30 protein-coding genes are annotated in these 21226 nt (G+C 61.1%); all 30 read right to left on the bottom strand.

Going from position 1 to position 21226, the window contains the following annotated elements; all coding sequences use genetic code 11:
• Positions 1-31 precede the first annotated feature (31 nt).
• The 30 genes from F8B91_RS11550 to F8B91_RS11695 all read right to left on the bottom strand — a co-directional run bounded on the left by F8B91_RS11550 (position 32) and on the right by F8B91_RS11695 (position 21138).
• On the bottom strand, positions 32-274 hold the full coding sequence (locus F8B91_RS11550) for a hypothetical protein (RefSeq protein ID WP_196503984.1): 243 nt from the start codon (positions 272-274) through the stop codon (positions 32-34).
• A complete protein-coding gene (locus tag F8B91_RS11555) occupies positions 255-626 on the bottom strand; it encodes a hypothetical protein (protein ID WP_196503985.1) in 372 nt (123 codons plus the stop codon). Before F8B91_RS11555 ends, F8B91_RS11550 begins: the two co-directional genes overlap by 20 nt.
• On the bottom strand, positions 626-931 hold the full coding sequence (locus F8B91_RS11560) for a hypothetical protein (RefSeq protein WP_196503986.1): 306 nt from the start codon (positions 929-931) through the stop codon (positions 626-628). The genes F8B91_RS11555 and F8B91_RS11560 overlap by 1 nt, the downstream gene beginning before the upstream one ends.
• Positions 912-1529 carry a glycoside hydrolase family 19 protein gene (locus F8B91_RS11565; RefSeq protein WP_196503987.1) on the bottom strand — a complete coding sequence of 206 codons (618 nt, stop codon included), beginning with the start codon at positions 1527-1529 and terminating at the stop codon, positions 912-914. Before F8B91_RS11565 ends, F8B91_RS11560 begins: the two co-directional genes overlap by 20 nt.
• A complete protein-coding gene (locus F8B91_RS11570; RefSeq protein WP_196503988.1) occupies positions 1526-1834 on the bottom strand; it encodes a hypothetical protein in 309 nt (102 codons plus the stop codon). Before F8B91_RS11570 ends, F8B91_RS11565 begins: the two co-directional genes overlap by 4 nt.
• A complete protein-coding gene (locus F8B91_RS11575; protein ID WP_196503989.1) occupies positions 1831-2151 on the bottom strand; it encodes a hypothetical protein in 321 nt (106 codons plus the stop codon). The genes F8B91_RS11570 and F8B91_RS11575 overlap by 4 nt, the downstream gene beginning before the upstream one ends.
• Positions 2152-2154: 3 nt before the next feature.
• Positions 2155-2412 (bottom strand): hypothetical protein, encoded by a 258-nt coding sequence (locus F8B91_RS11580; protein ID WP_196503990.1) that lies wholly within the window; start codon positions 2410-2412, stop codon positions 2155-2157.
• 4 nt (positions 2413-2416) lie between these two features.
• Positions 2417-3325 carry a hypothetical protein gene (locus F8B91_RS11585; RefSeq protein ID WP_196503991.1) on the bottom strand — a complete coding sequence of 303 codons (909 nt, stop codon included), beginning with the start codon at positions 3323-3325 and terminating at the stop codon, positions 2417-2419.
• Positions 3318-3551: a hypothetical protein gene (locus tag F8B91_RS11590; RefSeq protein ID WP_196503992.1), complete on the bottom strand. Its 234-nt coding sequence runs from the start codon at positions 3549-3551 to the stop codon at positions 3318-3320. The genes F8B91_RS11585 and F8B91_RS11590 overlap by 8 nt, the downstream gene beginning before the upstream one ends.
• Positions 3551-3976, bottom strand: coding sequence for a hypothetical protein (locus F8B91_RS11595; protein ID WP_196503993.1), 426 nt, complete (start codon positions 3974-3976; stop codon positions 3551-3553). The genes F8B91_RS11590 and F8B91_RS11595 overlap by 1 nt, the downstream gene beginning before the upstream one ends.
• A gap of 13 nt (positions 3977-3989) precedes the next feature.
• On the bottom strand, positions 3990-4394 hold the full coding sequence (locus tag F8B91_RS11600; protein ID WP_196503994.1) for a hypothetical protein: 405 nt from the start codon (positions 4392-4394) through the stop codon (positions 3990-3992).
• Positions 4394-5668, bottom strand: coding sequence for a DUF2793 domain-containing protein (locus F8B91_RS11605; protein WP_196503995.1), 1275 nt, complete (start codon positions 5666-5668; stop codon positions 4394-4396). Before F8B91_RS11605 ends, F8B91_RS11600 begins: the two co-directional genes overlap by 1 nt.
• 4 nt (positions 5669-5672) lie before the next feature.
• Positions 5673-7196 carry a phage tail protein gene (locus F8B91_RS11610; protein WP_196503996.1) on the bottom strand — a complete coding sequence of 508 codons (1524 nt, stop codon included), beginning with the start codon at positions 7194-7196 and terminating at the stop codon, positions 5673-5675.
• Positions 7193-7597 carry a DUF6950 family protein gene (locus F8B91_RS11615; RefSeq protein ID WP_196503997.1) on the bottom strand — a complete coding sequence of 135 codons (405 nt, stop codon included), beginning with the start codon at positions 7595-7597 and terminating at the stop codon, positions 7193-7195. The genes F8B91_RS11610 and F8B91_RS11615 overlap by 4 nt, the downstream gene beginning before the upstream one ends.
• Positions 7582-8145 (bottom strand): hypothetical protein, encoded by a 564-nt coding sequence (locus F8B91_RS11620; RefSeq protein ID WP_196503998.1) that lies wholly within the window; start codon positions 8143-8145, stop codon positions 7582-7584. The genes F8B91_RS11615 and F8B91_RS11620 overlap by 16 nt, the downstream gene beginning before the upstream one ends.
• The gene (locus F8B91_RS11625; protein WP_196503999.1) at positions 8142-8813 is read right to left on the bottom strand and encodes a hypothetical protein; all 672 of its coding nucleotides are present in this window, start codon (positions 8811-8813) and stop codon (positions 8142-8144) included. Before F8B91_RS11625 ends, F8B91_RS11620 begins: the two co-directional genes overlap by 4 nt.
• Before the next feature lie 2 nt (positions 8814-8815).
• On the bottom strand, positions 8816-10639 hold the full coding sequence (locus F8B91_RS11630; protein ID WP_196504000.1) for a phage tail tape measure protein: 1824 nt from the start codon (positions 10637-10639) through the stop codon (positions 8816-8818).
• Positions 10640-10775: 136 nt separating this feature from the next.
• Positions 10776-11117, bottom strand: a complete 342-nt coding sequence (locus F8B91_RS11635; protein WP_196504001.1) for a hypothetical protein — start codon at positions 11115-11117, stop codon at positions 10776-10778.
• 13 nt (positions 11118-11130) lie between these two features.
• Entirely contained in the window at positions 11131-11520 is a 390-nt protein-coding gene (locus F8B91_RS11640) for a hypothetical protein (RefSeq protein ID WP_196504002.1), read from the bottom strand.
• 20 nt (positions 11521-11540) lie between these two features.
• Positions 11541-11984 carry a hypothetical protein gene (locus F8B91_RS11645; protein ID WP_196504003.1) on the bottom strand — a complete coding sequence of 148 codons (444 nt, stop codon included), beginning with the start codon at positions 11982-11984 and terminating at the stop codon, positions 11541-11543.
• Positions 11985-11988: 4 nt separating this feature from the next.
• Complete coding sequence (locus tag F8B91_RS11650; RefSeq protein WP_196504004.1) at positions 11989-12357, bottom strand: head-tail joining protein; 369 nt, start codon at positions 12355-12357, stop codon at positions 11989-11991.
• Positions 12293-12487 carry a hypothetical protein gene (locus tag F8B91_RS11655; RefSeq protein WP_196504005.1) on the bottom strand — a complete coding sequence of 65 codons (195 nt, stop codon included), beginning with the start codon at positions 12485-12487 and terminating at the stop codon, positions 12293-12295. Before F8B91_RS11655 ends, F8B91_RS11650 begins: the two co-directional genes overlap by 65 nt.
• Before the next feature lie 64 nt (positions 12488-12551).
• The gene (locus tag F8B91_RS11660) at positions 12552-12767 is read right to left on the bottom strand and encodes a hypothetical protein (RefSeq protein ID WP_196504006.1); all 216 of its coding nucleotides are present in this window, start codon (positions 12765-12767) and stop codon (positions 12552-12554) included.
• A 105-nt stretch (positions 12768-12872) separates the two neighbouring features.
• A complete protein-coding gene (locus F8B91_RS11665) occupies positions 12873-14843 on the bottom strand; it encodes a phage major capsid protein (protein WP_196504007.1) in 1971 nt (656 codons plus the stop codon).
• 9 nt (positions 14844-14852) lie between these two features.
• Positions 14853-16418, bottom strand: a complete 1566-nt coding sequence (locus tag F8B91_RS11670; RefSeq protein ID WP_196504008.1) for a phage portal protein — start codon at positions 16416-16418, stop codon at positions 14853-14855.
• On the bottom strand, positions 16418-16978 hold the full coding sequence (locus F8B91_RS11675; protein ID WP_196504009.1) for a hypothetical protein: 561 nt from the start codon (positions 16976-16978) through the stop codon (positions 16418-16420). The genes F8B91_RS11670 and F8B91_RS11675 overlap by 1 nt, the downstream gene beginning before the upstream one ends.
• Before the next feature lie 3 nt (positions 16979-16981).
• Positions 16982-18934, bottom strand: coding sequence for a phage terminase large subunit family protein (locus F8B91_RS11680; protein WP_196504010.1), 1953 nt, complete (start codon positions 18932-18934; stop codon positions 16982-16984).
• Between the two features lie 2 nt (positions 18935-18936).
• Positions 18937-19554: a hypothetical protein gene (locus tag F8B91_RS11685; RefSeq protein WP_196504011.1), complete on the bottom strand. Its 618-nt coding sequence runs from the start codon at positions 19552-19554 to the stop codon at positions 18937-18939.
• Between the two features lie 117 nt (positions 19555-19671).
• The gene (locus tag F8B91_RS11690) at positions 19672-20400 is read right to left on the bottom strand and encodes a hypothetical protein (protein ID WP_196504012.1); all 729 of its coding nucleotides are present in this window, start codon (positions 20398-20400) and stop codon (positions 19672-19674) included.
• 153 nt (positions 20401-20553) lie between these two features.
• A complete protein-coding gene (locus F8B91_RS11695) occupies positions 20554-21138 on the bottom strand; it encodes a hypothetical protein (RefSeq protein ID WP_196504013.1) in 585 nt (194 codons plus the stop codon).
• Positions 21139-21226: the final 88 nt, after the last annotated feature.

Raw genomic sequence — 21226 nt, forward strand, 5'->3', positions numbered from 1 at the left:
CGCGGTCGCCGATCAGCCCTGTTGGGCGGATTCAGTTGAGCTTGGATTTCAAGCCGTCATAGAAGCCCGCGCAATCGTCTGTGCGGCGGTTCTGGCGATCAAGGGCGGCACGTTCCCGCTTCAACACCGAAAGGGCCTCAGAGCCCGCTACGAGCGCGGCGTGCGGTTCATGCTTGCGGCACTCACCCGGATAGACGGGAAGCGCCACACGGGCCTGCAATCGGCCCAGCGCCGCGCCTGCCTTGTCCAGCTTGTCAGCGGCGCAACCACTCAACGTCAGCGCCAGACAAAGCGCAACGGGCACCAAGCTTTTCATGATCTGCAATTTCCTGTTCGAGTTTGTCGTTTGCGGCGGCTTCGCGGGCAGTGCTATTAGCCAGCCGTGCCGTGAGATTGGTAACGGCCTCATTGCCTGCATTGATCTGGCGCTGCATTTCGGCGGCCTTGGCTTCGGAGGCTTTAAACTGGACTTCCGCCACATAGCCAATCAGGGCTTCCCGGCGCACGGCAGGATCATGCCACACCTTGTTCCAGCCAGTTACGGCAAACAGCGTGGCGGCAATCGCAGCCGGGGCCACGATGAAGGCAGGAAGGCGGTTGATGAATGCCAGGATGAGAGAAAGCATCAGTTGTTCTCCACATCAGCGGGGTTGAAAGGCGGCGGATCGGCTTCAACATTGGCGACAAAATTTCGCTTGCTGCTGTCGTCCCATGTCGCGCCAAACACATAGCTGCCAAAGCAGGCCACGATGGCACCGATCATGGCGATCACCACTTGCTGATTCAGAACCGTGTCAGAACCCTTGAGGATGATGAACTGCACATTGCCCATCAGCCATACCATGACGACGCCGCCCACAAGGCGGCGCTTGCGCCACTGGTCGCCGGAAATCAGCCCATCGATATGGCTCTTACGTGCCCGCGAAGGCATTCTGGAGCCGCTTGTAATAGGCTTGGCGTTCGGCAAGGCCGGTGGTGCCACCATTGAGGGCTTTGGTGTCTTGTATGAAGTCATGGATGGAACCCAGCTTGAGAATTTTGGCGACCGCCAGCGCCGAGGGCAGGATCCATTTTGGATCAACCATGTCGTCGGGATTGGCCACGAAATCATGGCTCAGGATGGCGGAAATATTCTGGTACATGGCGCGGCCCGTGGCCTGCAATCCCCCCCTGCCCCGGTACCGCCAGCCATCGCCGCTGGCCTCGTCGCCATTGCCCATGCGGCTTGCATAGACCTTGTTGGCAAGGGCCTGCGGATTGCCCGCATAGGGCTTGGCGCTGGCCAAATTGGGGAAGCGTTTCGGCCATACCGCAATGAGGCGGGCGGGCGATGAATAATTCAGGTTTTCGAGAAACCGCGTAAGGCCCACGCTTTCGTGGAAAAGCTGGGCAAGGAATTGCAGGATTTCGTCATCGGAGTTGAGCCCGAAAGTGGGGCCCCAGCCTTGCAGCTTGTCTTCCATCTGTTGCAGGATGATGCCGTTGCCGTTCGGTACGATCTTTTGCAAGGCGGCGCGGGTGAGCTTCACGATTTCGGCCCCGCAGCCGTCATCTGTTCGCCTATGATAAGAATGCAGGCTCGTTCCGCTTGTGGCTCACGCTTGAGAACCAGCCATTGCCGGGTGCGCGGGTTGACCCAGACTTCCCCAATGTTTTCGTCATCCGTGCCAGACGTTCCGCCCGCCACAGGGTTGACGCCAAGGCCCTTCAACAGGCCCGCCATTTCGGTTTCGGGCGCGCAGGCCATGAAGGATGGCGTCTGTGTCATCGCTGCCTTCGCCGGGTCACAGAACGCAAGCACAAGGGCTGGCAGAAGCCAGTGAATGGGTTTCATGGGGATGATCCTTGATGCGATGAAAGACGGCGCACGCTTGCGTTCAGATCGTCAACAGACTTGGTAAGTGTTTCGAGGCGCGTGTTTATGCCGCTTAGGGTGGAGGCCAGAATCTCGCGGCGATCAGCGTTTGCTTTCTGGGCATCCCTGATTGTGGACTCGACAGTTCCAACGCGGGTTTCCAAATTGCTGATCCGCTCGCTTTGCAGATCAACCTTGCTGTTCAATGTTGCGTAGGCCAGCGTCATCATAACGATGACCGTACCTATTGAGAGAATGTTGCCGGTGGTGATTTCGGGCTCAAAGCGAATGGCCATTGGTCAGGCGCTCCAAAAATGATGGATGAAAGCCAGCCGCGCGGCTTCAATGGCAAGGCAGATCAGCAAAGGCGCAAGCAGCCCCTTCCAGTCAAACGGCAGTCCACTTTGCCACTGCGTGAACTCGCGCCCGCAATAGAAGGCAGCGCCAGCGCAAAGCCCGGCATCAAGGCCGAACAGCGGCCAAAGGCACACGGCGATGATCAGCGCCACGGCGATGTGGCAGATGTAATAGCGTCCAAGCGGGCATTTGAGGCTCATGGCGTCACCACGCCACGATGATGATCAGGCCACCGCCGCCATCACCGCCGCGCCCACCAGTCACCCCGCCTGCACCACCACCGCCACCACATCCGATATTGCCATTGCCGCCGCGCCCGCCGACACCCGTACCGTTGGAACCGCCACCAGAACCGCCAAAAGATGCCAACGGTGCCCAGAGGAAGGGGCCATGCTGCCCGTCACCGCCATTTGCAAGGCCTCCGGTTAGCGCGGTTAACCAAGCTGCGCTATTGACGGAAACAGCACCGCCAGCAAAGCCCGTGTCACTCACCCCGACGCCAGCGCCACCGCCGCCCGGCGAGAGATTGTAATTGGAGCCGCCAGAACCAATCGCCGTGTTGGCGCCCACAGCGCCTGTCTGTGCGCCACCCACACCACCCACACCACCGCTCGAAACACCGCTGGCGCACAAAGCGCCCAAAAAACCAAAGCCGGGCGCAGTGGAGGCCGAGCCCGCAGCGCCGCCAGCGCCGGACGTTCCCGCGCCACCGCCACCCGGCACTGTGCCTGTCACCATAAACTGATCGTTATTCTGCGTAGACGGGAAATAGGCGATGCGGCAAACCTCAGTGGGTGCAGCGCCCGCCGCATCAGCCGCACCACCAAGCCCGCCCATGGGCACTTTGACAAGCAGCCTGTCTGGCACAAAAAGCGCAGGCACGCCGATGAACCGGCCAAAGCCGCCCGCACCGCCGCCTGCACCACCGCCGCGCGCCGTGCCAGATGCACCAGAGCAACCGCCGCCGCCGCCGGAACCGGGGCCGAACAGGTAAAACGAAAACATGCTCTTGCCGCGCGGCTTGGTCCAAGTTTGCCAGTCGCCGCCTGTGGCCTGGAAAAGCTGCACGTCAGCGCCGTTCATGGTGTTGGGCAGATGGGAGAGATCAAGCATCCGGATTTTCCTCGACCTGTTCGGTTTCAGGCTCTGGCACATCGGGTGCCCAGTCGGGCGTCGGGATCGGCTCATCATCGGCCACGCGGCAGGTCGCAAAGGTTTCTTCAATCACTTTGCCAGCCGCTGTGACATAGCGGGTGACGACGCCATTCACGATTTCCTGCAGTGCATCCTGTTCAGGGGCGAAATATTGCACCTTCACTTTGAGATAGGTGGGCTTCATCAATATTGCCCTCCGATCGCGGTGACCTGCACGCCTGCGGCCACAGCGGTTCCGAGAACCACGTTGAGCTTGTAGCCTGCTGGCAAAGCCAGGTTGAGCGGCAGCTCATAGGCTGGCTGGGCCTGGCTGTTAGAAGCCGTGGTGGCGGGAAGCGTGATTTCCGCGATCAGCGTATTGTTGGCAGGCGTGGCATTGCTGCTGCCATTGTTGACGAAGACGCGCAGCACGGTTTGCACATTGGTGCCCAGCGCGCGGGCAATGAGCTTCTGGATGAAGTTGCCCGCCGCATTGCCGGAATTGTTGCCGGTGGCGACGGTGCTCACCGTGCCGGTGCCGTCCATCGCGGTGTTGGCCGCCGTGATGGCGGCAGAGGCCCACTGGATCGAGGGAAGTTCCGAAAAGATCGGTTGCTTATTGGCGGCCATGTTGCGCGTTCTCCTAGTTCATGATCAGATGGCGGGCTGCGATGAGCCCGTTGAGGCCAAGCATCGCCAATGCGGTGGCGGGCGACATCGAGGTGGGTGCTGCGAATGAGCCTGTGGGGTTGCCTACAAAGGTGTTGGCCGGGATGACCGACACGCTGTCCAGCGCCACTTTCTTGAAGCGGCGGCCGGACAGGTCCACGATCACATTCACGCCATCATCTGCGGTGGTGAAATCGGCCGCGTCATAGCGGAAGATGATGGCATTGATGGCGATGGTTGGCGTGTTGGCAAGGTTCGCCCCCTGCACGGCCGCAGCGGCGCCGAAATCATAGATCACGCGCCGCTCGAAATCGCGCACCGCTGTCTTGTTGACATCCGCGCCATCGACAAAGACCGTTTCAATCGGATGTCTGCCCATTACGAAAGCTCCTTGACGGTCATGCGCACCCGGCCATAGGTGACGGTGTTGCTGCCCGCACCCGCCGTATCAAAAGCAATACGCAGGCTGTAGGTGTGCGAGGCGGTGTCGGCGGGTGCATCGACATAGAATGTCTGGTTCAGGGTTCCCGGCCCTGGATTGGCGAGAGGGAGATTGCCCAGGCTCACCCAATCGGTGGCACTCGCGGCGCCATCGACGAAAAGGCCCAGCGTGTAATTCAGGGCGGTGGTGGAGGCCCGGCTGATGTCGCCCATCGCCACAGTGATTTCCAGCTTTGCGCTGGCCTTCTTGGCCGCATGGGCAATGCTGGCCCCGGTCATCGCCACGCTGGCCGCCGAGGTGGGTGCGGTAGTCGCGCTGTAGGTATAGAGGCCAGAGCGGGTGACGGTTGTATCCGCTGCGGTCAATGATCCGATGTTCAGTTGTGAATAACTGCTGGCCGATGTCCACACGCTGGTGGCGGAACGATAGGTAATCTGCACGCCCAGATTACCATCAAAGACGGTTGCCCCGTCATAGGCCGCATAACCCACCCAGGCGCTGCCCTCATAGATGGCGATGTTGCGCGCGCCGATGGTGCCGAATGCACCGGTGGGCGTCGGCCCCACCACATAGGCATTGCCATCGGCGGGTGAACCCGGCGTGGCATTGGTGGTCTGGTTGATGATCTTGAGGCCGAAGCGCAGATATTTCAGCTTGATGGGCGAGACCGAATTGTCGGCCACCGTGGTGAAGGGGAAGCCCGAAGACCATGCCCCGCCCGTGGTGTAATAATAGGTCGTGCTGTCGGCATCATTGACGATGATGTCATAGGGGTTGGGAGCGAGGAACACCCAGCCGCGCGCGGTATAAACCGCCACATATTTATCCTTGCCCGCCCAGGCTCCTGTGCCGCCGGTGGCCACGACATAATGATCACCCAAAGCGGGCGAACCGGGAGGGGCGGTGAGCGTCTTGGATTTGGTGTTCCAAAACCGCTTCTGCGATCCGCCGTAGTTGTCGGCCTTGAAGCGCTTGCCATCGGCCGTGACGATGCAGGTGGTGCCGTCATGCGCAGTCAGGCTGTCGGTGGCGTCATAACGGAAGATGCGGCCGGTGAAGGCCAGATAGAGCACATTGCCGGGCGTCAGGCCCGTCGGGTTCTCGCCATCGGCCACCACATAGATGCCGCGCTTTTCCAGCGCAGTGATGAGGGCTGCAATGCTGCGCGACGCCGGGGTGAGCAGCGCTGAAACATAATCGGTAAAGGCCATTGGATCAGTTCACGCCGCTGAGGGTTGCAGGAGAAATGGTGAAGGGCTGTTCGTCGGCAATCGACCAGTCGAAGGCCGCGGAATCGTATTCTTCGGCGTCAATTTCAAACTCAAACTTTTCCATGTCGAGCAGCAGGCGGTTGACGCGCGCCGTGCAGCCCAAGGCGGGCAGAAGGCCCATCTCGAAATTCACCACGTCGGTGGCTTCCAGACGCAACGCGTCAATGCTTTCGCGGCGGGTGATCTGGCGGCCCGCACGGGATTTCTCCATCGTGGCCTTGGCGATGCGCTGGGCCATGGTGGCGGATGATGTGAATGGCAGGGTCAGGGTCAGTTCATGGGACTCGCCATCTGCGGCGGCGTAGGTGATATCCTCGATCACCGGGCCATTGACGGTCTGGTAGTCACGGTCGGACGCCACGAACACGGTACGCACCAGGTTGAGCAGCGAAGCGCGCGATTGCGTCACCCTCACATCCATGGTGCCGCGCGCACTATCATCATTCAGCGTCCAGACAGCATCGCGGGCCACGCCGGAATAGGGGCTATAGACGCCGTTCGACCAGACGAGGTCGCCCAGATTGGCGGTCAGCAGGTTCTGCAGCACTTCGCCCGGCGAAGCATTCGGATTGACCGTGCCGTTGACCGTGTAGCGTTTCTCCACCCCGCCTGAGGCGAGGCTGATACCGTTGTCGTCCTGGTTGGCCGCAGCGGCGAGACGTTCAAGGTTGATCTCTGACCAATCCACCTTCTGGCCGTCATCGGAATTCAGGAAATGCGCCGTGCAAAGCGAAGCGTTGTTGGTCCATTTCCATGTCGTGGGATCGGCAGATGATTGCGTGGCATCGCGCGGATCAAAACATTTCATGCCGCGCACCAGCATCAGGAATTGCGGGAAGCCGCCTGAGCCCCAGAACTTGTTGTGATCATCCGCCGATGACCCATAGTAGCATTTGAAGGCCACGCAGGCATGGCCCTGCTGGCGCCAGGTGGAAGCCAGTTCGGGGAAATCGGCATCGAGAAGCGGATCAATCACCTGCCCCGGCGCGCCGAGACGGGCACTCATATAGACGTAAGGCGTGGAGGCGCTCACAAAGTTGCTGCTGTTGGCCGCACCGCTGCCGTCGAAGGTGACCACTTGGCCATTGATCTGGATTTGCTCGATGGCGTCGATCTCATGGCTGGCGATTTCCAGCAGCACATAGAGATAGGGCGGCTTGCATTCGTAGAGCAGCATGCGGCCACCCACCATGACGCGGCCATAGATCAGGCGTTCGTCATAGATCGCATTCTGCACCGTCTGCTTGACGCCCTGATCGACGCCAGCACCCGCGGCCGCAGCGGCCGATTGTTGCAGCAAATAGGATGCGCCGGACAACGCCAGCGTCAGTGCCACCTGCCCCACCGTCACCGAGCCGATGATGGTGGTGGACAGCAGGCTGGAGATCACCGCCCCCGACGCCGTAAGGCTGATCGGATCGCAGGCCAGCATCGTGGTGCTGATGAAGCGGTTGCGAAACAGGCTCACATGAATCTCCAGGCCACAAGGCAATGATCAGGCGGCAGCACGGTCACGCCGGTTTCATTGCGGCACAGCCACTTGCCTTCGAAAAACAGGCCAATGGCAAATCCTTCTTCTTTCAGTGGGACCAGCCCGAACAGGTCACCAGAAAACGGCGCGCGCAATTCTGGAAAGCCGTGAAGCGCTGCCATCTTGATGGCTGCGTCATGCAGGCCGTGCCCACCATATTCGCGGATGACCTGCAATGCTTCATATCGATCCCCGTAAGGCGCGATGCCTTCCATCAGATCCTTGCCCGTGGCCTGCTGGATGATGTTAGCAACCCACTTGCAACAATCATCCACACCCCATTGCATCGGTTGAGACAAAGCCTGCGCGCAGGCCGCGTTCACTATGTGCGCGTCCATGACACTGTCCTGCTGGCCAGCCCCGGCACGCGGTCCATGCCGGTATCGCCGGGATAGTCGGCCTGCTGCTGTTCATTGCTGACGTAGCGCCCGCGCGGCTTCTTGAAGTTGAAAATGGCCGATGTGCCGCGCAGCGCCAGCGTGGCCGTGCCGTCCTCGGCGAAAGTCAGGCCCGCCGTGTCGAGCTCCGTGATGTCGATCAGCACCGGATCGGGGATGATCGTCTCATCGTCATTCAGGAAGGCCAACCAGCATTTGGCAATGCCGCCCCGGATCGGGCTGTTGATGTAATTGTTGATCCCCTCGATATCGACGATGCCGCTCATCGCATAGGTGGTCTCTGTGGTGCGGATTTCAGCGGTTTCGCCTGCGCCACTGACCCGGCCCAGGCGGCCCAGGCCTTTGAACGTGTTGCCATTCCAGACCAGGCTGCCAGCACCACTCCACAAACGGTCGGTTCCCGCCGGCAATGTCAGTTCCACCAGCAGCGCCACCCGCATCGTGGGCCCACGCAGCAGCTGGTCAATCATCCAGCCAAGGGATTTCATGGCAAGGGTTCCACAAAACTCAGCGTGAAGGGGCCGGTATAATTCTCGATGCGCGGAACGACGGCATCACCGGCATTGAGCAGCGTCATCGAGACAGAAGGATAATCGGTGATCGCCACGTCCCCCGCCGCAACCCCTGCCCGCAGGCCGGGCTGGATGGTCACCAGCGCCTGGCCGGCGGCATTGCTGCTCACGCCATAGCGGGCCTGGTAGAGAAAGCCGTTGATCTCGAACAGGTCGCCGCGCTTCAGCACGGGTTGCGAAACCGGGAAACCCGTCAGGGCCACCGTTCTTGCCCCCTTGGCCGCTGCGGTCAGGACCGTAAGGTTATAGCCATCGAGAAAGCCCGTGCCGTCGGAGAAGCCCGTGCCATCGGAAAAGAAGCTGGCCGTGGACGACAGCAGAAGGGGCCGGATCCGCGCATGATCGAACAGCCGCACGGGATTCGCCCCGCCTTCCAACCCGTCAATGAAGCCCTGGATATCGATGCCGTCGGCCGTCTCATGGTTGCTGAAGTCAAGCTCGGCATGCCAGACCTGCTGCTGCGTGATCACTTTCTGGTTGCCGGTATAGGGCGACATTGACACTTGCGAGATATTGGCCAGCCGGAACCGGTTGGCGCCGGGATTCCACAGCACATCGCGGGGCCAGTCATAGGTGGTGGCCATGATCAATATCCCGGAGACGCCGCGCGTTCGCGCTGATTGGTGGTGATGATGGTCTTCGGCAGGTTCTTGACGAGGTCGGTCATGGCGCGCCGCAGCTGCGCGATGGCAGCCTGGTCAGCGCCTGGCGCATTGATGTTGAATGTGACGTTGGGCCCACTGCCGCTGTCGCCGCCGCCCATCCTGTTCAAGGGGATGACGGTGGCCGGGCCCTTGACCAGTTCGGCATGGTCCATGCCGCCGCCCTCGCCCACCACGCCCCACTGGCCAGCTCCAATTTCGCCGCCCGAGGCATAGAGACCAGGCGCACTGAAGAGTGACCCGAAAAGGCCGCCACTGATGCTGGATCCAAACAGACCGGCAAGGGGGCCCTGACCCAAAAACATGGCTTGCAAGGCCGCCTTGGCGAGCTGCGCCTCCAAATCACGCGCCACATCAATCGCATTTTCGCCCTTGATGGCGATGCGGTCAAAAACATCGAGGCCCATCTCGGCCACATTTTCAAGAGAGCCGATCATGGCTTCACGGGCCTGCTCGGCATTCTTGGCAATTTGCAGGGTGGTTTGTTCCTGCGCGGCCAGTCTTGCATGCTCAATGGTCAACGCCGTAATCTGCTGGCGCTGCGCGGCAGTGGCCCTCGTTCCGGCCTGGCGGAGATTGTTGTCGATCTCCATCTGCAGATGGCCACGGGTGAACTCCGTGTTCATCACGCGCAGCTTGTCGATCAGCTTCTGCGCTTCATCGATCTGCTGCCTTGCGGCGCCGCCTGGGCTGAAAGCACTGAACGAAGGTCTAAGTGGCGCCTGTGGAGGTGTAACAGTCTTTACGGTTGCCGGAAGGTCACCCTTTCCTTCGCTATTTGATTCCGTAATTCCATTCATCCAATTATAAGCAGACGTTGCGGTTGCCTGCGGATGGACCAACGCATTTTGGAATCTGCCAATAGCATCGGCCATTGGTTGATTGCCGAGCGTGATCGCGTAATTGTACCACGACATAATGCCGCTTTTTTGCAAACCGTCGAATGCAGCTTGCATCTTGCCAATTTTAGTGGGCGACTCCTCGATCTTCACGAGCATTTCCGTAAGCGCATCTGTTGCGCTAGAAATTGCAGGCGCGGTTTGCATGACCAGCTGCTTTTCGAGACCAAAGAGTGCGGTCTGCATCCGCACGATACCTTGATTGTAGCGCTCGGACGCCTGCACTGAATCTTCGCCAACGACGGCGTTGAGCTTTTCGGCCTCGGCAAAATAGCGCTCCAGCGCCTGACTCCCCATATTGAGGAACGGCACCAGATCAGGCCCCACCGCCTTGCCAAAAATGGCGGCGGAGAGTGCGGTCTTGTTCTCATCATCACGATGGCGGGCGAACGCATCGGATGTTTCTTTCAGGATATCAATCTGGCTCTTCACCTTGCCATTGGCATCAGTGATCGAAATGCCCATCGCCTTCAGGGCACGCTGCATGTCGCCGCCGCCGCCGGCTGCTGCCTGGCTGAGGCCCTTGTCGAAATGCGACATCCCCGACAGCAGCGTATCGAAAGACGTGCTGGTCATGTCAGCAGCGAAACGCAACTTCGACAGCGCCTCGACCGGCATGCCGATCTTCTGGGCGTCGTCGCCCATCTGGGCGATCTTTTCGTTCACGGCGTTGAACTGTTCCACCACCATGGCCAGTGAAAAACCGGCAAAGGCGGTTTCCGCCAACCGCTTCATGCCTTCATATGAATCGTTGACGCGTTCCATGCTGTTGCGCACCGCGTGGAAGGCCTGCGAGGCCTGGTCCCGCGCAGAAATCGCAAACTGCACATTGGAATTGACGGTCGCCATGTCTATTTCCTGTTCTGTTGCTCGTGCCAGGCCATCCAGCCCACGAGTTCATCGGCCGAAAGATCAAGGATTTCGGCGACACTTTTTCCCAGGCGATCCGCCAGACCGAAGACAAAACCGGTCCAGGGATCGTCGGTTAGTTTTTTGAGGCGGCCTTGGGGCTCAACACGTTGAGCATTTCAGACGTGATGCGGTTGACCACGGTGAAATCCACTTCGGCCAGGAGGGCGGGCATGTCCTCGACGCCGAACAGCGGCTTGCCGTCCTTGTCGATGGCCTTGGTGATGAACAGGCGCGCGCCATACTCTTCGGCATTGTCTTCCTGCGCCTTGCTCATGCGCATCAGCTTGCCCTGTTCCTCGCCGGTCAACGGCTTCCAGTAGATGGTGGGCACGACACCATTTTCGTCGGCCCATTCGGGCGCATCGGCCGATCTCAAAGCGCCGAAGCGCTTGATGGCATTTTCAAGAATGGTCATATCATCCCCTTTGTTAGTTGGTGCCGCGGGTGGCGGCGCCGTTGACCTTGAAGTCGAAGCTGCGGGTGATGACGCCATTGTCATTCACCGGCTCATCGATCTTGGTGATGGTGGCCGTGAAGCTGCGGTTCTTGCGGGTGACCGTGGTGCCCGCAGGGTTGAGAACGAGGCTGACCGAAGCGCCAGCCACCATCACCTCCTGCCCGGTGGCATCGGTTTCATCGTAGAGGCAGCTGATCGAGCCTGAGGCGCTGCGCCGGCCCACCAGATGGGTTTCATCATCCACGCCCATCACGGATGTGTCCTGCGTTTCCGCCGACTGGGTGAAGGTCCAGCTTTTCACCTGGGCCACCGTGTTGGCGCCGATCTTCACCACGCCGCCTTTGCCGTGATAGGTTGTCATCTCGTTCTCCTGTGTTCAGTTCAGATGAAGGTTTCGGGATCGTCTTCGAGCGTCTGGCCCCACGCCTCGTAGGTGAGGCGCAGCAGCATCAGGTTGGATTGGCCTTCGCCATTGGGGCGGCCCTTGGAGGCCGCTGTGAGCCGCAGATCGAGCAGCTTGACCGGAAAGGTGGGTGCAGCCAGCGCCACTTCTGCGGCGGTGGCCAGGTCTTCCAGCGTGTCATCAAAACTGCCATCGAGCTTGGCCACGATTTCAACCGTGAAGGTGATGCGCCGGTTCAGCAGGCGCACGGCCATGGCTTCAGCCTCAATCGCCTCATCGGTGACCAGCACCAGAAGGCACGGCAGATCCTGCGCCTCGTTCAGCGGATCGACCCGGTTGACGAAGACCTTGCCCGTGAGCGCGGCATCAGCTGAAAGCACGGCCGAGACCGCATCACGCAGCTGCTGGCGGACATGGGCCATGGGTTCAGACCTTCTGGAGTTCAAGCGTGGTGACGCCCTGCCCGTCGGGCTGCACGTCACGGATTTGATAGGTGGTGCTGGCGATCACCAGCGTCTCGCCGGCACTGCCGCCGTCCAGCAGGTCAGCCGTCTTGGCGCGCGCCATCGGGTTGACGGTGGAAACGCCTACAGAGGCCATGTCGGCCAGATTCATCCAGGCCTTGTCGAACAGCACCTGGATGGTGACGGCTCCACCGGTCTTCGCCTGATAGGTGGCCGGCTTGGCGAATTCATCCGTGTTGAAAAACACGGCAAGATCGCCGTCGAGATCAAGAGGCATCGGCAGGCTTTGCGCGTTCGCGCTGCGGTTGGGCAGCAGGTGCTGCTTCAACATCCAGCGTCACCTGGCCGAGTGCGGCGAAGGCCAGCATCTGCTCATCGTCGCCCGTGACTTTTTCGCCGGGCTGGAACAGCGTGTTCTGCGGCCCAGCCACCACCAGGCTGTTGGCAATTCCGGTTTTCATTTTGCAGGCCTTTCAAAGAAAACGGCGCCCGCAGGCGCCGTGCTGCGGGTGGAGGGAATGCGGTTTATCTTGCCTGCAGATCCGCGCCGCTCACCGCCTTGTTGGCGGGCGCAGCCTTGAGCTTCTGCTCGCCTTCGGCGGCCTGGCCATTGGCAATTAGGTAGAGGGCATCGCTGCGGCTGTCGTCGTCGATGTCGATGACGTCGCCCCGCGAGACAATGCCGCGCTTGATGATGGTGTCGGAGAGGATGGTGATCTTGGTGAGTTTTTCGTCGGCCATGATGGCTCCTTAAGGGGTTGGGTCCGCGCCTGCGGCGGATTGCATGCAATGGCAGGGGTCCGAAGTCCCCTGCCCCGTCTTGCGAGGAGATCAGCTTTGCGCCGCTTAGGTCGTCAGCGCGTCAGCGATGTAGGAGAAGGATTGGCCATGGCGACAGGCAACATCCACATCCATGAAGGCCACAATGCGCAGCGCCCCGTTCAGCGAGTTGCTGTAGGGGTCAACCAGCATGTCGAGGCCCGACCACTGGCCGATCAACAGATCTGCCCAGTTGCCGAAGAAGATGCCCGAGCAGATGCCCGAGGCCGAGCCCTTGGTCAGCGTCGAGCTCACCTGGTTGGACACGCCGGCCTTGTAGCCGTTGACCTGGCCGAAGCCGTTGGCATCAAGCTCCTTGCCCCAGATGAAGTCGGAACCCGCAGACGACGCCACCAGTGTGGTCTTCAGCTTGCCGCGCACCTTGGCATTGGAGAGATAGCCCATATTGGCGACATCGGCATTGGCAACCGCAATCTGGGTTTCCATGTTGACCATGTCGGCCCAGGCCGGGGCCGCACCATTGGTGCCCAGCGCCACGACATTGACGCCGGTCTGGCCGGCGAGACCCGTGGGCTGGTTGGACGAACCAGACCCGTGCAAGGCGCCGAGATCGATGCCCAAAGCAATGACGGCGGCGATATCGCCGCGCACCAGGCTTTCCACATCAAGCGAGGATTGCAGCAGGAGCCTGCGGCTGATCTCGGTTGATGCGGCGAAGGTTTTGGGGCTGAGCGAAACCTGGTCCAGCGTCTGCTGGCTGGGCGAGGACGAGCCCGATTCCGCCAGCCACGCGCCGGTGGCACCGCCGGTCTGCCGCGGCAAGGCGACAAAGCCCTCAAGGCCGGTCAGGACGGTGGCCCCCATCCGCTGCACCAGGATCTTGTTGCGCAGCAAGGTAATGAAATCTTGAGACAGCAGGTTAGTGGCAACGAGATTGCCGCCATTGGCAGCCGTGCCGACATTCATCGCGGTGCGGGTTTCATCAACCAGCGGGGTGCGCAGCACTTCCATCGGGATGGCATAGCCCCGCTTGGCCAAGGCCTTGCCGTCGCGGCCCTTGCTGGCGGCCTCAATGGCGTCGAGCTCGAACCTCGCGGCATCCTGCTCGGCGCGCTTGGCCGACGGCGATAGCGCCGTGATCAGGCGGGTGAAGCGGAACTGCTGGGCTTCCTTGCGGGAAAGACCGATATTGTGCTGGGCCTCGTTGCGTTCAGCCACGGTTTCTGCACCCACTTCATCGAGCATGACGCCGCGGAACTGGTCCACAGAGGTGCCCTTGGCCACATGTTCGGAGGCGAGCTTGCCGCGATTGAACTGCGCGCCAATCTTTTCAATCTCGGCGATACGCGAGCGCTCGGCGGCCAGCACATCAGCTTCCGGCTTGTAGCCGGCGCTGCGGGCACTTTCCTGCCAGGAGGCAGCATTTTCGTTTTCTTTGGTCATGGTTTTGGTTCCTGTGTTGATGGGATTGGGAGGAGGTTCGCTGGCGGATTTCGTGACAATCTTCACCGCATGTTCCGCCTTCTCGCCCTTGCGCCCCACGCCGATCGTCGGATCGGCAGGGATGGTGACGATTGAGTTTTCCATGGGTTGCCAGCGGGTGACGCGATAGGTGTCAGGCCCATCGGTGCGCTGGGTCACGAGCTCCATTTCGAGGACGCGGTAGCCCACCGAAATATTGGTGAGATCGCCGCTCTTCACACGTTCCTTGATCTTCTGGCTGCGCTTGTCCTTGCCGAACCGCGCGATGGCCTTGCCGCGGCCGCCCTCAATCCAGGCTTTCGTGATCACGCCGATCTGGTCATCGACGCCGGTCTTGTGGTCCACCAGCAAAGGCGCACGGCCGGACATCATCCAGTCCATGTTCACTTCGCTGTCTTTGTGGCCCAGGACCTCAAAGCCGAACCAGCGCTCATACGGTTCTTCCGAGGAGAAGCTGAATTCGACCGTGTCTTCGCTCTCGCCTTCGCCGGCCTGGCGATAGGTGAGCTCTGCCGCGCGGTGCAGGACCGGCAGCTTCATGTCTTTCACATCCATATCGGTCTCCTATTTCCCGCCCTTGGGCGGCTTCTTCGGCTTGTCAGCTGTATCGGTTCCGTTGGCCTCATCAGCCGCATCGCCCGGCGCCATCGGCACTGCAGTTTCATGGCCCGGCGCCATCGGGTTGAATTCGAGACCCATGCTCTTGGCGAGTTCCTTGGCCTGCTTGATTTCGTTGAAGACCTCTTCGAGCTCAGCGCCGCGCTCGGCGACGATTTCCTGCGGGCTTCTGAGCATCGACGCCATGTCGCGCTGGTTGGCGGTCGATTCATCGCCGGGATTGACATAGGCCCAGCCGCGCGGCCGCCAGCGCGGTTGTGCGAACTTTTCGATTTTTGAAAGTGGCAGGTTGCCCAGTTTTCCCGAGAGGAAGGCCAATGGCAGCCACTGCTCAAAGACCTTTTGATGCAGTTCCTCGATGATCCACTGCTGCAGGCATTTCCATTCGTCGCGCTCTTCGCCCTTGCCAGCCCGGAGACTGGAAAAATTGGCGCCCGACAAATCATTGGCCAAGGTGACATAGGACACGTCGAGGCCCGCAGCCGCGCCCTGAAGCGCAACCTGCATGAAGGGCTTCATCTCGCCCGTCGGATATTTCGGGTCATGCGCCTTGAAGCTCACGCCCATCGGCAGTTCTTCGATCATGCCAGGGGTGAAATCGGTAACAAGTGCCCCGGTCTCGGATTTCTCGCCTTCCTCAAGCTCGGACTTGCCAGCCGCATCGGCGTCCGGCAGACGCTCATAGAAGCCCATCTGCGAGGCCCCCACGCGCGCGGCTGTGATCGCCGCTTCCTCATAGCCGTGCAGCATGTTGAGGCGGCGCAGCGCCGTATAGTTCCATGGCACCCCGAGGATCTGTCCCGGACGTTCAGGCCGCATGATCAGAAGCATCTGGTCGGCCGGCACGCGGATCCGGGTCAGCGCGCGGCCCGGCATATATTCGCCGGGATGGCGTGTGAACAAATGATAGGCCACCCGCCTTCCGTCGGCATCGAACTCGATGCCCAGACGAATCGAGCCACCGTTGGGCAGCATTTCATTGGTGAGGATGTCGAGAAAATCGATCTCCATCACCTGCAGCTGGTAGCCAAAGGGGCCATAACTGCGGCCCTTGAACACGCGCACCAGAACCGACCCATCACGTGCCACGGTCGGGACAATGAGTTCTTGCAGCCCGCGCCAGCTGGTCTCGCCATCGAGCGTGCAATTGCCCTTGCGGCCCCACTCTTCAAAAGCACCTTCAATCGCGTCATTGGCCGCCTTGTCGGGGGCGCCATTGGTGTTGATCGCCATGTTCTGGAAACGAATGCCATGTGGGCCCACCACGTTGCGGCGCACCAGCGAGAAATAAGCCTTCAGATAGTCGTTGTTCTGCGCCTGCTTGCGGCTGTGGGCGATGAGGCCCTTCAGGTCCCAGCGGATTTCCTCGTTGACCGAACGCACATAGCCCAGGCTGGTGAACCCGCCGGCAATACGCGAAGGCCTTGCCGCCTCATAATTGCGTTTGCCAAGGGTCGGCGCGATGCGCACCGGGGCCACAGACTTGCGGCGGAAGCGATCAAAGAAGCCCATTAGTTCAGAAACCTCGCCACCTTGATGCGGCTGACATTGGCACCGCTGACTTCGCGGCGGTAATAGTTGCGCAATTGCCGAAGCTCGGTCACCGACATCTTGGTCAGCGAGCGGCCGGCAATCGAATATGAATTCACGTCCGACGTAGCGCGGTTTTCGAGCAGCGCCTCAATCGCGTCCAGCATGCGTTGCGCATGACTGCGCGGATCGGCCGTCGAAATCGTGCCGTCGGCCACCACGGTAAAGCTGCCGGTCGCCACCTGGACGCGCGCGCTATCGCTGGTGCGTGTCATGAACGCCGACCACACCCAGGTGCCGGGTGTGAAATCGGCAGTGGTCGCGGCAGGCACGGTGACCTGATAGGTGTTGCCGGTTTCGGCAGCAGCAAATGTCACAGGTGCTGCATCGGCATCACCATCACGTTTCATCGCATAGGCCAAGGCATATGCCACCAATGGATAGGCGGCCACCAGGTCGGATCGCCGCCATGTCCATGTGTCACCAGCCACGAGAGGGGCAACAGGCTCACCTTCGGGCGGATTATCGAGTGGGTTGGTCATCTCTCACCAGTTCTGAACGAAGCCGCCGCGCTTAGGACGCGGCGTAGGCTTCGGGCGCGCAAGCGACGTTGCGGGTTTTTGCTGTTCAACCGCGGGCTTCGGAGCCAGCGGCAAATCTTCAAGATCGAGCTGCGCATCTTTGGGCGGCGTAGCGCGTTCGCTTTCGAGCCGGTCCCAGACCTTGTCGGGCCAGTCGCGCAGGCCCAGCCGGATCGCCGCGGCCTCGGCCTGCAGCATCGTGTCCAGCATTTCGTTGGCCTGGTTGGGGTCCTTCACCCATTTGTATTCGAGAAAGCCGTCGCGGCGCTTCACCGGCTGGCGGTGTTCGGCCGTGAGCTGGCGGAAATATTCATCTTCGAGGCCCTTGGGAAAGCCCACATAGCCGCGCTCCATCGGGTCGAGCTTGGCGACATTCCGGTACAGCGCCATCTTTAAAACCGACGTGCCGAAATTGTAGAACCTACCAGCCCATTTGATCAGCTTGCCGGCGCGGTTGCGTTCCTTCTTCACCCGCACCAGCAAAGGCGCTGATTCCGAACCTACGCCGCGCACCATGATCAGGCGCGAAGCCGGATGCCGGCGGGCCCAGCCCCAGACATCTTCGGTCCAGGCATTGCCGTCGATCGCGGCCATGTCGATCTTCAGTTTGGTTCCCGCCTGGTGGCGCCACTCGGTGGCTAGAAGGTTGGTCAGGCCAGTCATCGTCGGCTCTTCCGAGATGTGCCCGGTGATTATATCCTTCTCGACCACGTGGCGCCGGAAATCGCGGCCCCAGCCGATGAGCTGCCACTCGACGCGGTCCTTCTGCACGTCGATGCCCAGCGTGAGCACCACGCACCAGACCGGCACGATGCGCCGTTCGATCTCGCTCTTGGCGGCGCGGTCGCGCAATTCCTCCCAGGGCGGGGCCTCGCCCTTGGCTTCATAGGCCTGCCCCACCGTGTCGTTGAGGAAGGTCTGCTCGGCCGCCGGGTCGCCCTTGGCTTTCAGCCATTCGCGCGCGATGGCTTCCCACGTGGTGAGCGGCCCATAGGCTGACCACAGGTGGAAGCTGCGGTGATGGCGCGCGGCCGTCGGGTTCTGCGCCACCCATGTGCCTTTCAACACCATGTCGCGGCGGTGGTGTTCCTCGATGATGCCGCCACAGGACGGGCAGGCGAAACAGGCCCTCTCCGGCTGTGCTTCGTCCAGGTTCTGCAACATGTTGCCCCATTCGAGGGCGTGCATGTGACCGCAATGCGGGCATGGCACCTGGTAATATTCCTGGCTGCCGGCCTCGAAGCTGCGGGTGATCCGGCAGCCCGGCTGCACCAGCGGTGTCGAATTCTTGAAGATCTTGGCAAAGTCATAGGCGCGGCTGCGGCTGTCGGCCTGCTGTTCCGGGTCACCCGCTTCATTGGTTGTCCACTTGGCCAGGTCGTCCTGAACTTGCCGTGGCATCGACACCTGGCTGAGCGAGGCCGGCGAGTTCGCGCCCGAGATCAGGATCGAGCCCTGCCCGTCGGCGCGTTCCTTGAACAGGATCGAGTCACCGCCGTCGCGCGAGCGTTCCGGAAAGAGCCGCGCCACCGAGGGGGTGGAGCGCAGCATCGGCTTCAGCTTCAGCTTCGACCAGCGCACCGCATTGTCGTCGGTCGGGTGGACATAGAGAAAGTCGCACGGATCCATCGCCTGCGTGCCCAAAGTGAACACATTGGCCAGCACCGTGCCGCCGAGCTGCGCCGATTTGTGCAGCGTGATCACCCGGCACGGATCATCTGGCCCGAAGGCCTTCAGGATTTCCGTGAAGAACGGAAACAGGTCGGGGTTATAGGGCCCCGGAAAGGCGCTTTCGCGTTTCGAGAACACGATATTCGCTGGCGCCCAGGCAGCATAATCCACCGCCTCGGCAGGCTTGACCACCCGGGCGGCGGCCATAAGGGCCACGTACCGGGCATTCGAAAGCTGGATGCCCATGCTTAGACCTCGTCCGCGTCGATGACGGGCGGCAGGGCCTCGGCCTCGTCGGCCAACTGGTGCGCCAACTTGGCGCGCACGTCGCGGAACCGCTTGCGCATCAGATGCACCAGGTCACGCGATGGCAGTTTGAATTCTGCCGCGATCTCGCTGGCCACTTCCGTCATGCTGGCCTCGAACATTTGCAGGATGCTCGCGGCGACCTTGGCGGTTTCGGCCCCGGCCTGCTCGGCCAGCACATAGATGCCGCGACGGGCGCGCTCCTCCTCTTCCAGCTTGCGGTTCTGGTACTGCGCCTGGGCAAGCTTTTGCTGTTTCAGCTGCTTGTCCATTTCATCCACGGGTGCGGATGGTGCGTTCGTCTCGCGGCCTTGGGTTTCACCAGGCTGTGCCGGCGGCGCGGTCAGATTTGTGCCGAGCCCGTTGCCCAGCCGCTGGGCCGGGTCGAGTTTCAGCTTCAGGCGTTCCTTGGCCTGGGCAATCTTGATCTTGGCGCTGCGGCCTTCGCCCTCCATCTCGGCGGGCGTGATCTTTCCTTCCGAAATCCACTGGCTCACACGGCCAGCAGACACGCCAACAAGCGCCGCAAATTCGCTTTTGCTGGCAACTTGAGCGTCCACTTTAGAAACCTTCTTTAGCTCTTTAGGCTCTAATTTTACCGTCAGACTGGAGCATGATGACGGTCCGAATTACCCGCAGACGGGTTGAGGCTGGGGAGAACCTATGCCCCACCCCCCCTACCGGGGCAGGACACGGGCCAGTTCGCGGCTCAGCTGCTCTTCAAGCTTGACCGGGAAGGCATCACGCGCCGCTGCCATGCCCACGCCATAAAAGTTCAGCCGGCGCTTGTAGTTGGCATGATCCGCGAAGATCAGCACGGGCATCACGTTGCGGCCCATGCGTTTCCACACGCCAGCCCGCAGGGGTGAGCCCGGTGGTGGGATGAAGTATTCCTCCCTGCCCTTGGCCTTGCCCCGGCGCTTTGATCCAGCTGTCTGGTTCTGCATGGCATCGCTTGATACGCGCAACTGCGACAGGATCTGGGTGAACACCCGGCCCGGCACATTGCCATAGCCATCACGCGGCACCAGATCAGCCGGAATGGCAAAGCGCATGCCACGCATCAGCGGCCCGAGCTGGCGCTCAGAACTCTTCTGGTGGCGCACACCACCATCAATCTCAGGCAACAGATACCGATCAGCCGAAACACCCTTGCCGCCGAACTGCCGGAGATAGACATGGGCTTCCGGGTTGCCGACAGTCGCAGCCTTGATATAGGTCGCGTTCAGCGTATAGGCCGTGGGCCGGTCGAACACTTCGGTCATGCTGGCCTTGATGGCCTTCTGCCCGGCCTCAGCCGCAAAGGTCAAAGCCTTGGCGGTGGCCAGCGGCAGAACTTCACGCTCGGCCCGCAGCATGCCGCGCTTCACCTCAGCAATGTTGGAAGAGACCGAGAGAGACAGCACGCGCAAAACCCCGCAGCATCACATTAAAAAACCGGACCGCCTTCGCGTCCGGTTTGCCTAGTCGGTTTACACCCTTCATCGCTTTGTCAATGATTCTCCCCAGGCCGTCAAGAGGCTATCGGTCAAGGGTTGAAAACCTGCCCGCCATCCCCTTTACACCACACGCCAGCGGGTGAAGGCGCGGGCCTTCAGCACCGGCAGCAATCCCATCAGCAAGTCCCAATAGGTCTCATGCCGCGCGATATCCTGTGGCGTGTGGCCGGTGGCTTCCAGCTCGCAGCAGATGGCAGCCCCACTGAAATACATCATGCGCGGCTTGCCATTGGGTTTGAGCACAGGCACCAGCCGCGCGCGTTCCAGCTTGTCGGGATGCACCGGCATCACACCCTTCTCGGCGTGGCGTGCCGTGTGCACATAGCCTTGGTCGATGCCGGAGAACCAGTCCGCCATGATCTTGTCGATCAGCAGCGCATCCTCATGCGGTTCCAGAAAGCCATTGATCGTGCCGCGTGGCGCCTGCCCCTCGCCATAGCGCGCCATGACGAAATCGGTATGGCCGAAGCTACCCTCCTGGCTGCCGCTCTTGGCGCGCACGCATTCATCACGGTAGGCCCAGACCAGCAGGCCCCAGGGCGTGATTTCACGCCGGAGATCAGCTTTCTGGGAGGCTGGGGAGGCAAGGGAGGCAGGAAGACGCGGCGGAAATTTTGAGCCAGTTTTGCAAGCTGTTGTTTCCATTTTCTTTCTTCTTTCCTTTGGGAGGCTAGGGAATGTAGGGAGGATAAAAGCCATTGAAGTGTAATAAACAGAAGGGTGCCAATGGCCG

It is taken from the genome of Aestuariivirga litoralis, from assembly GCF_015714715.1.
GTDB classification, from domain to species: domain Bacteria; phylum Pseudomonadota; class Alphaproteobacteria; order Rhizobiales; family Aestuariivirgaceae; genus Aestuariivirga; species Aestuariivirga litoralis_A.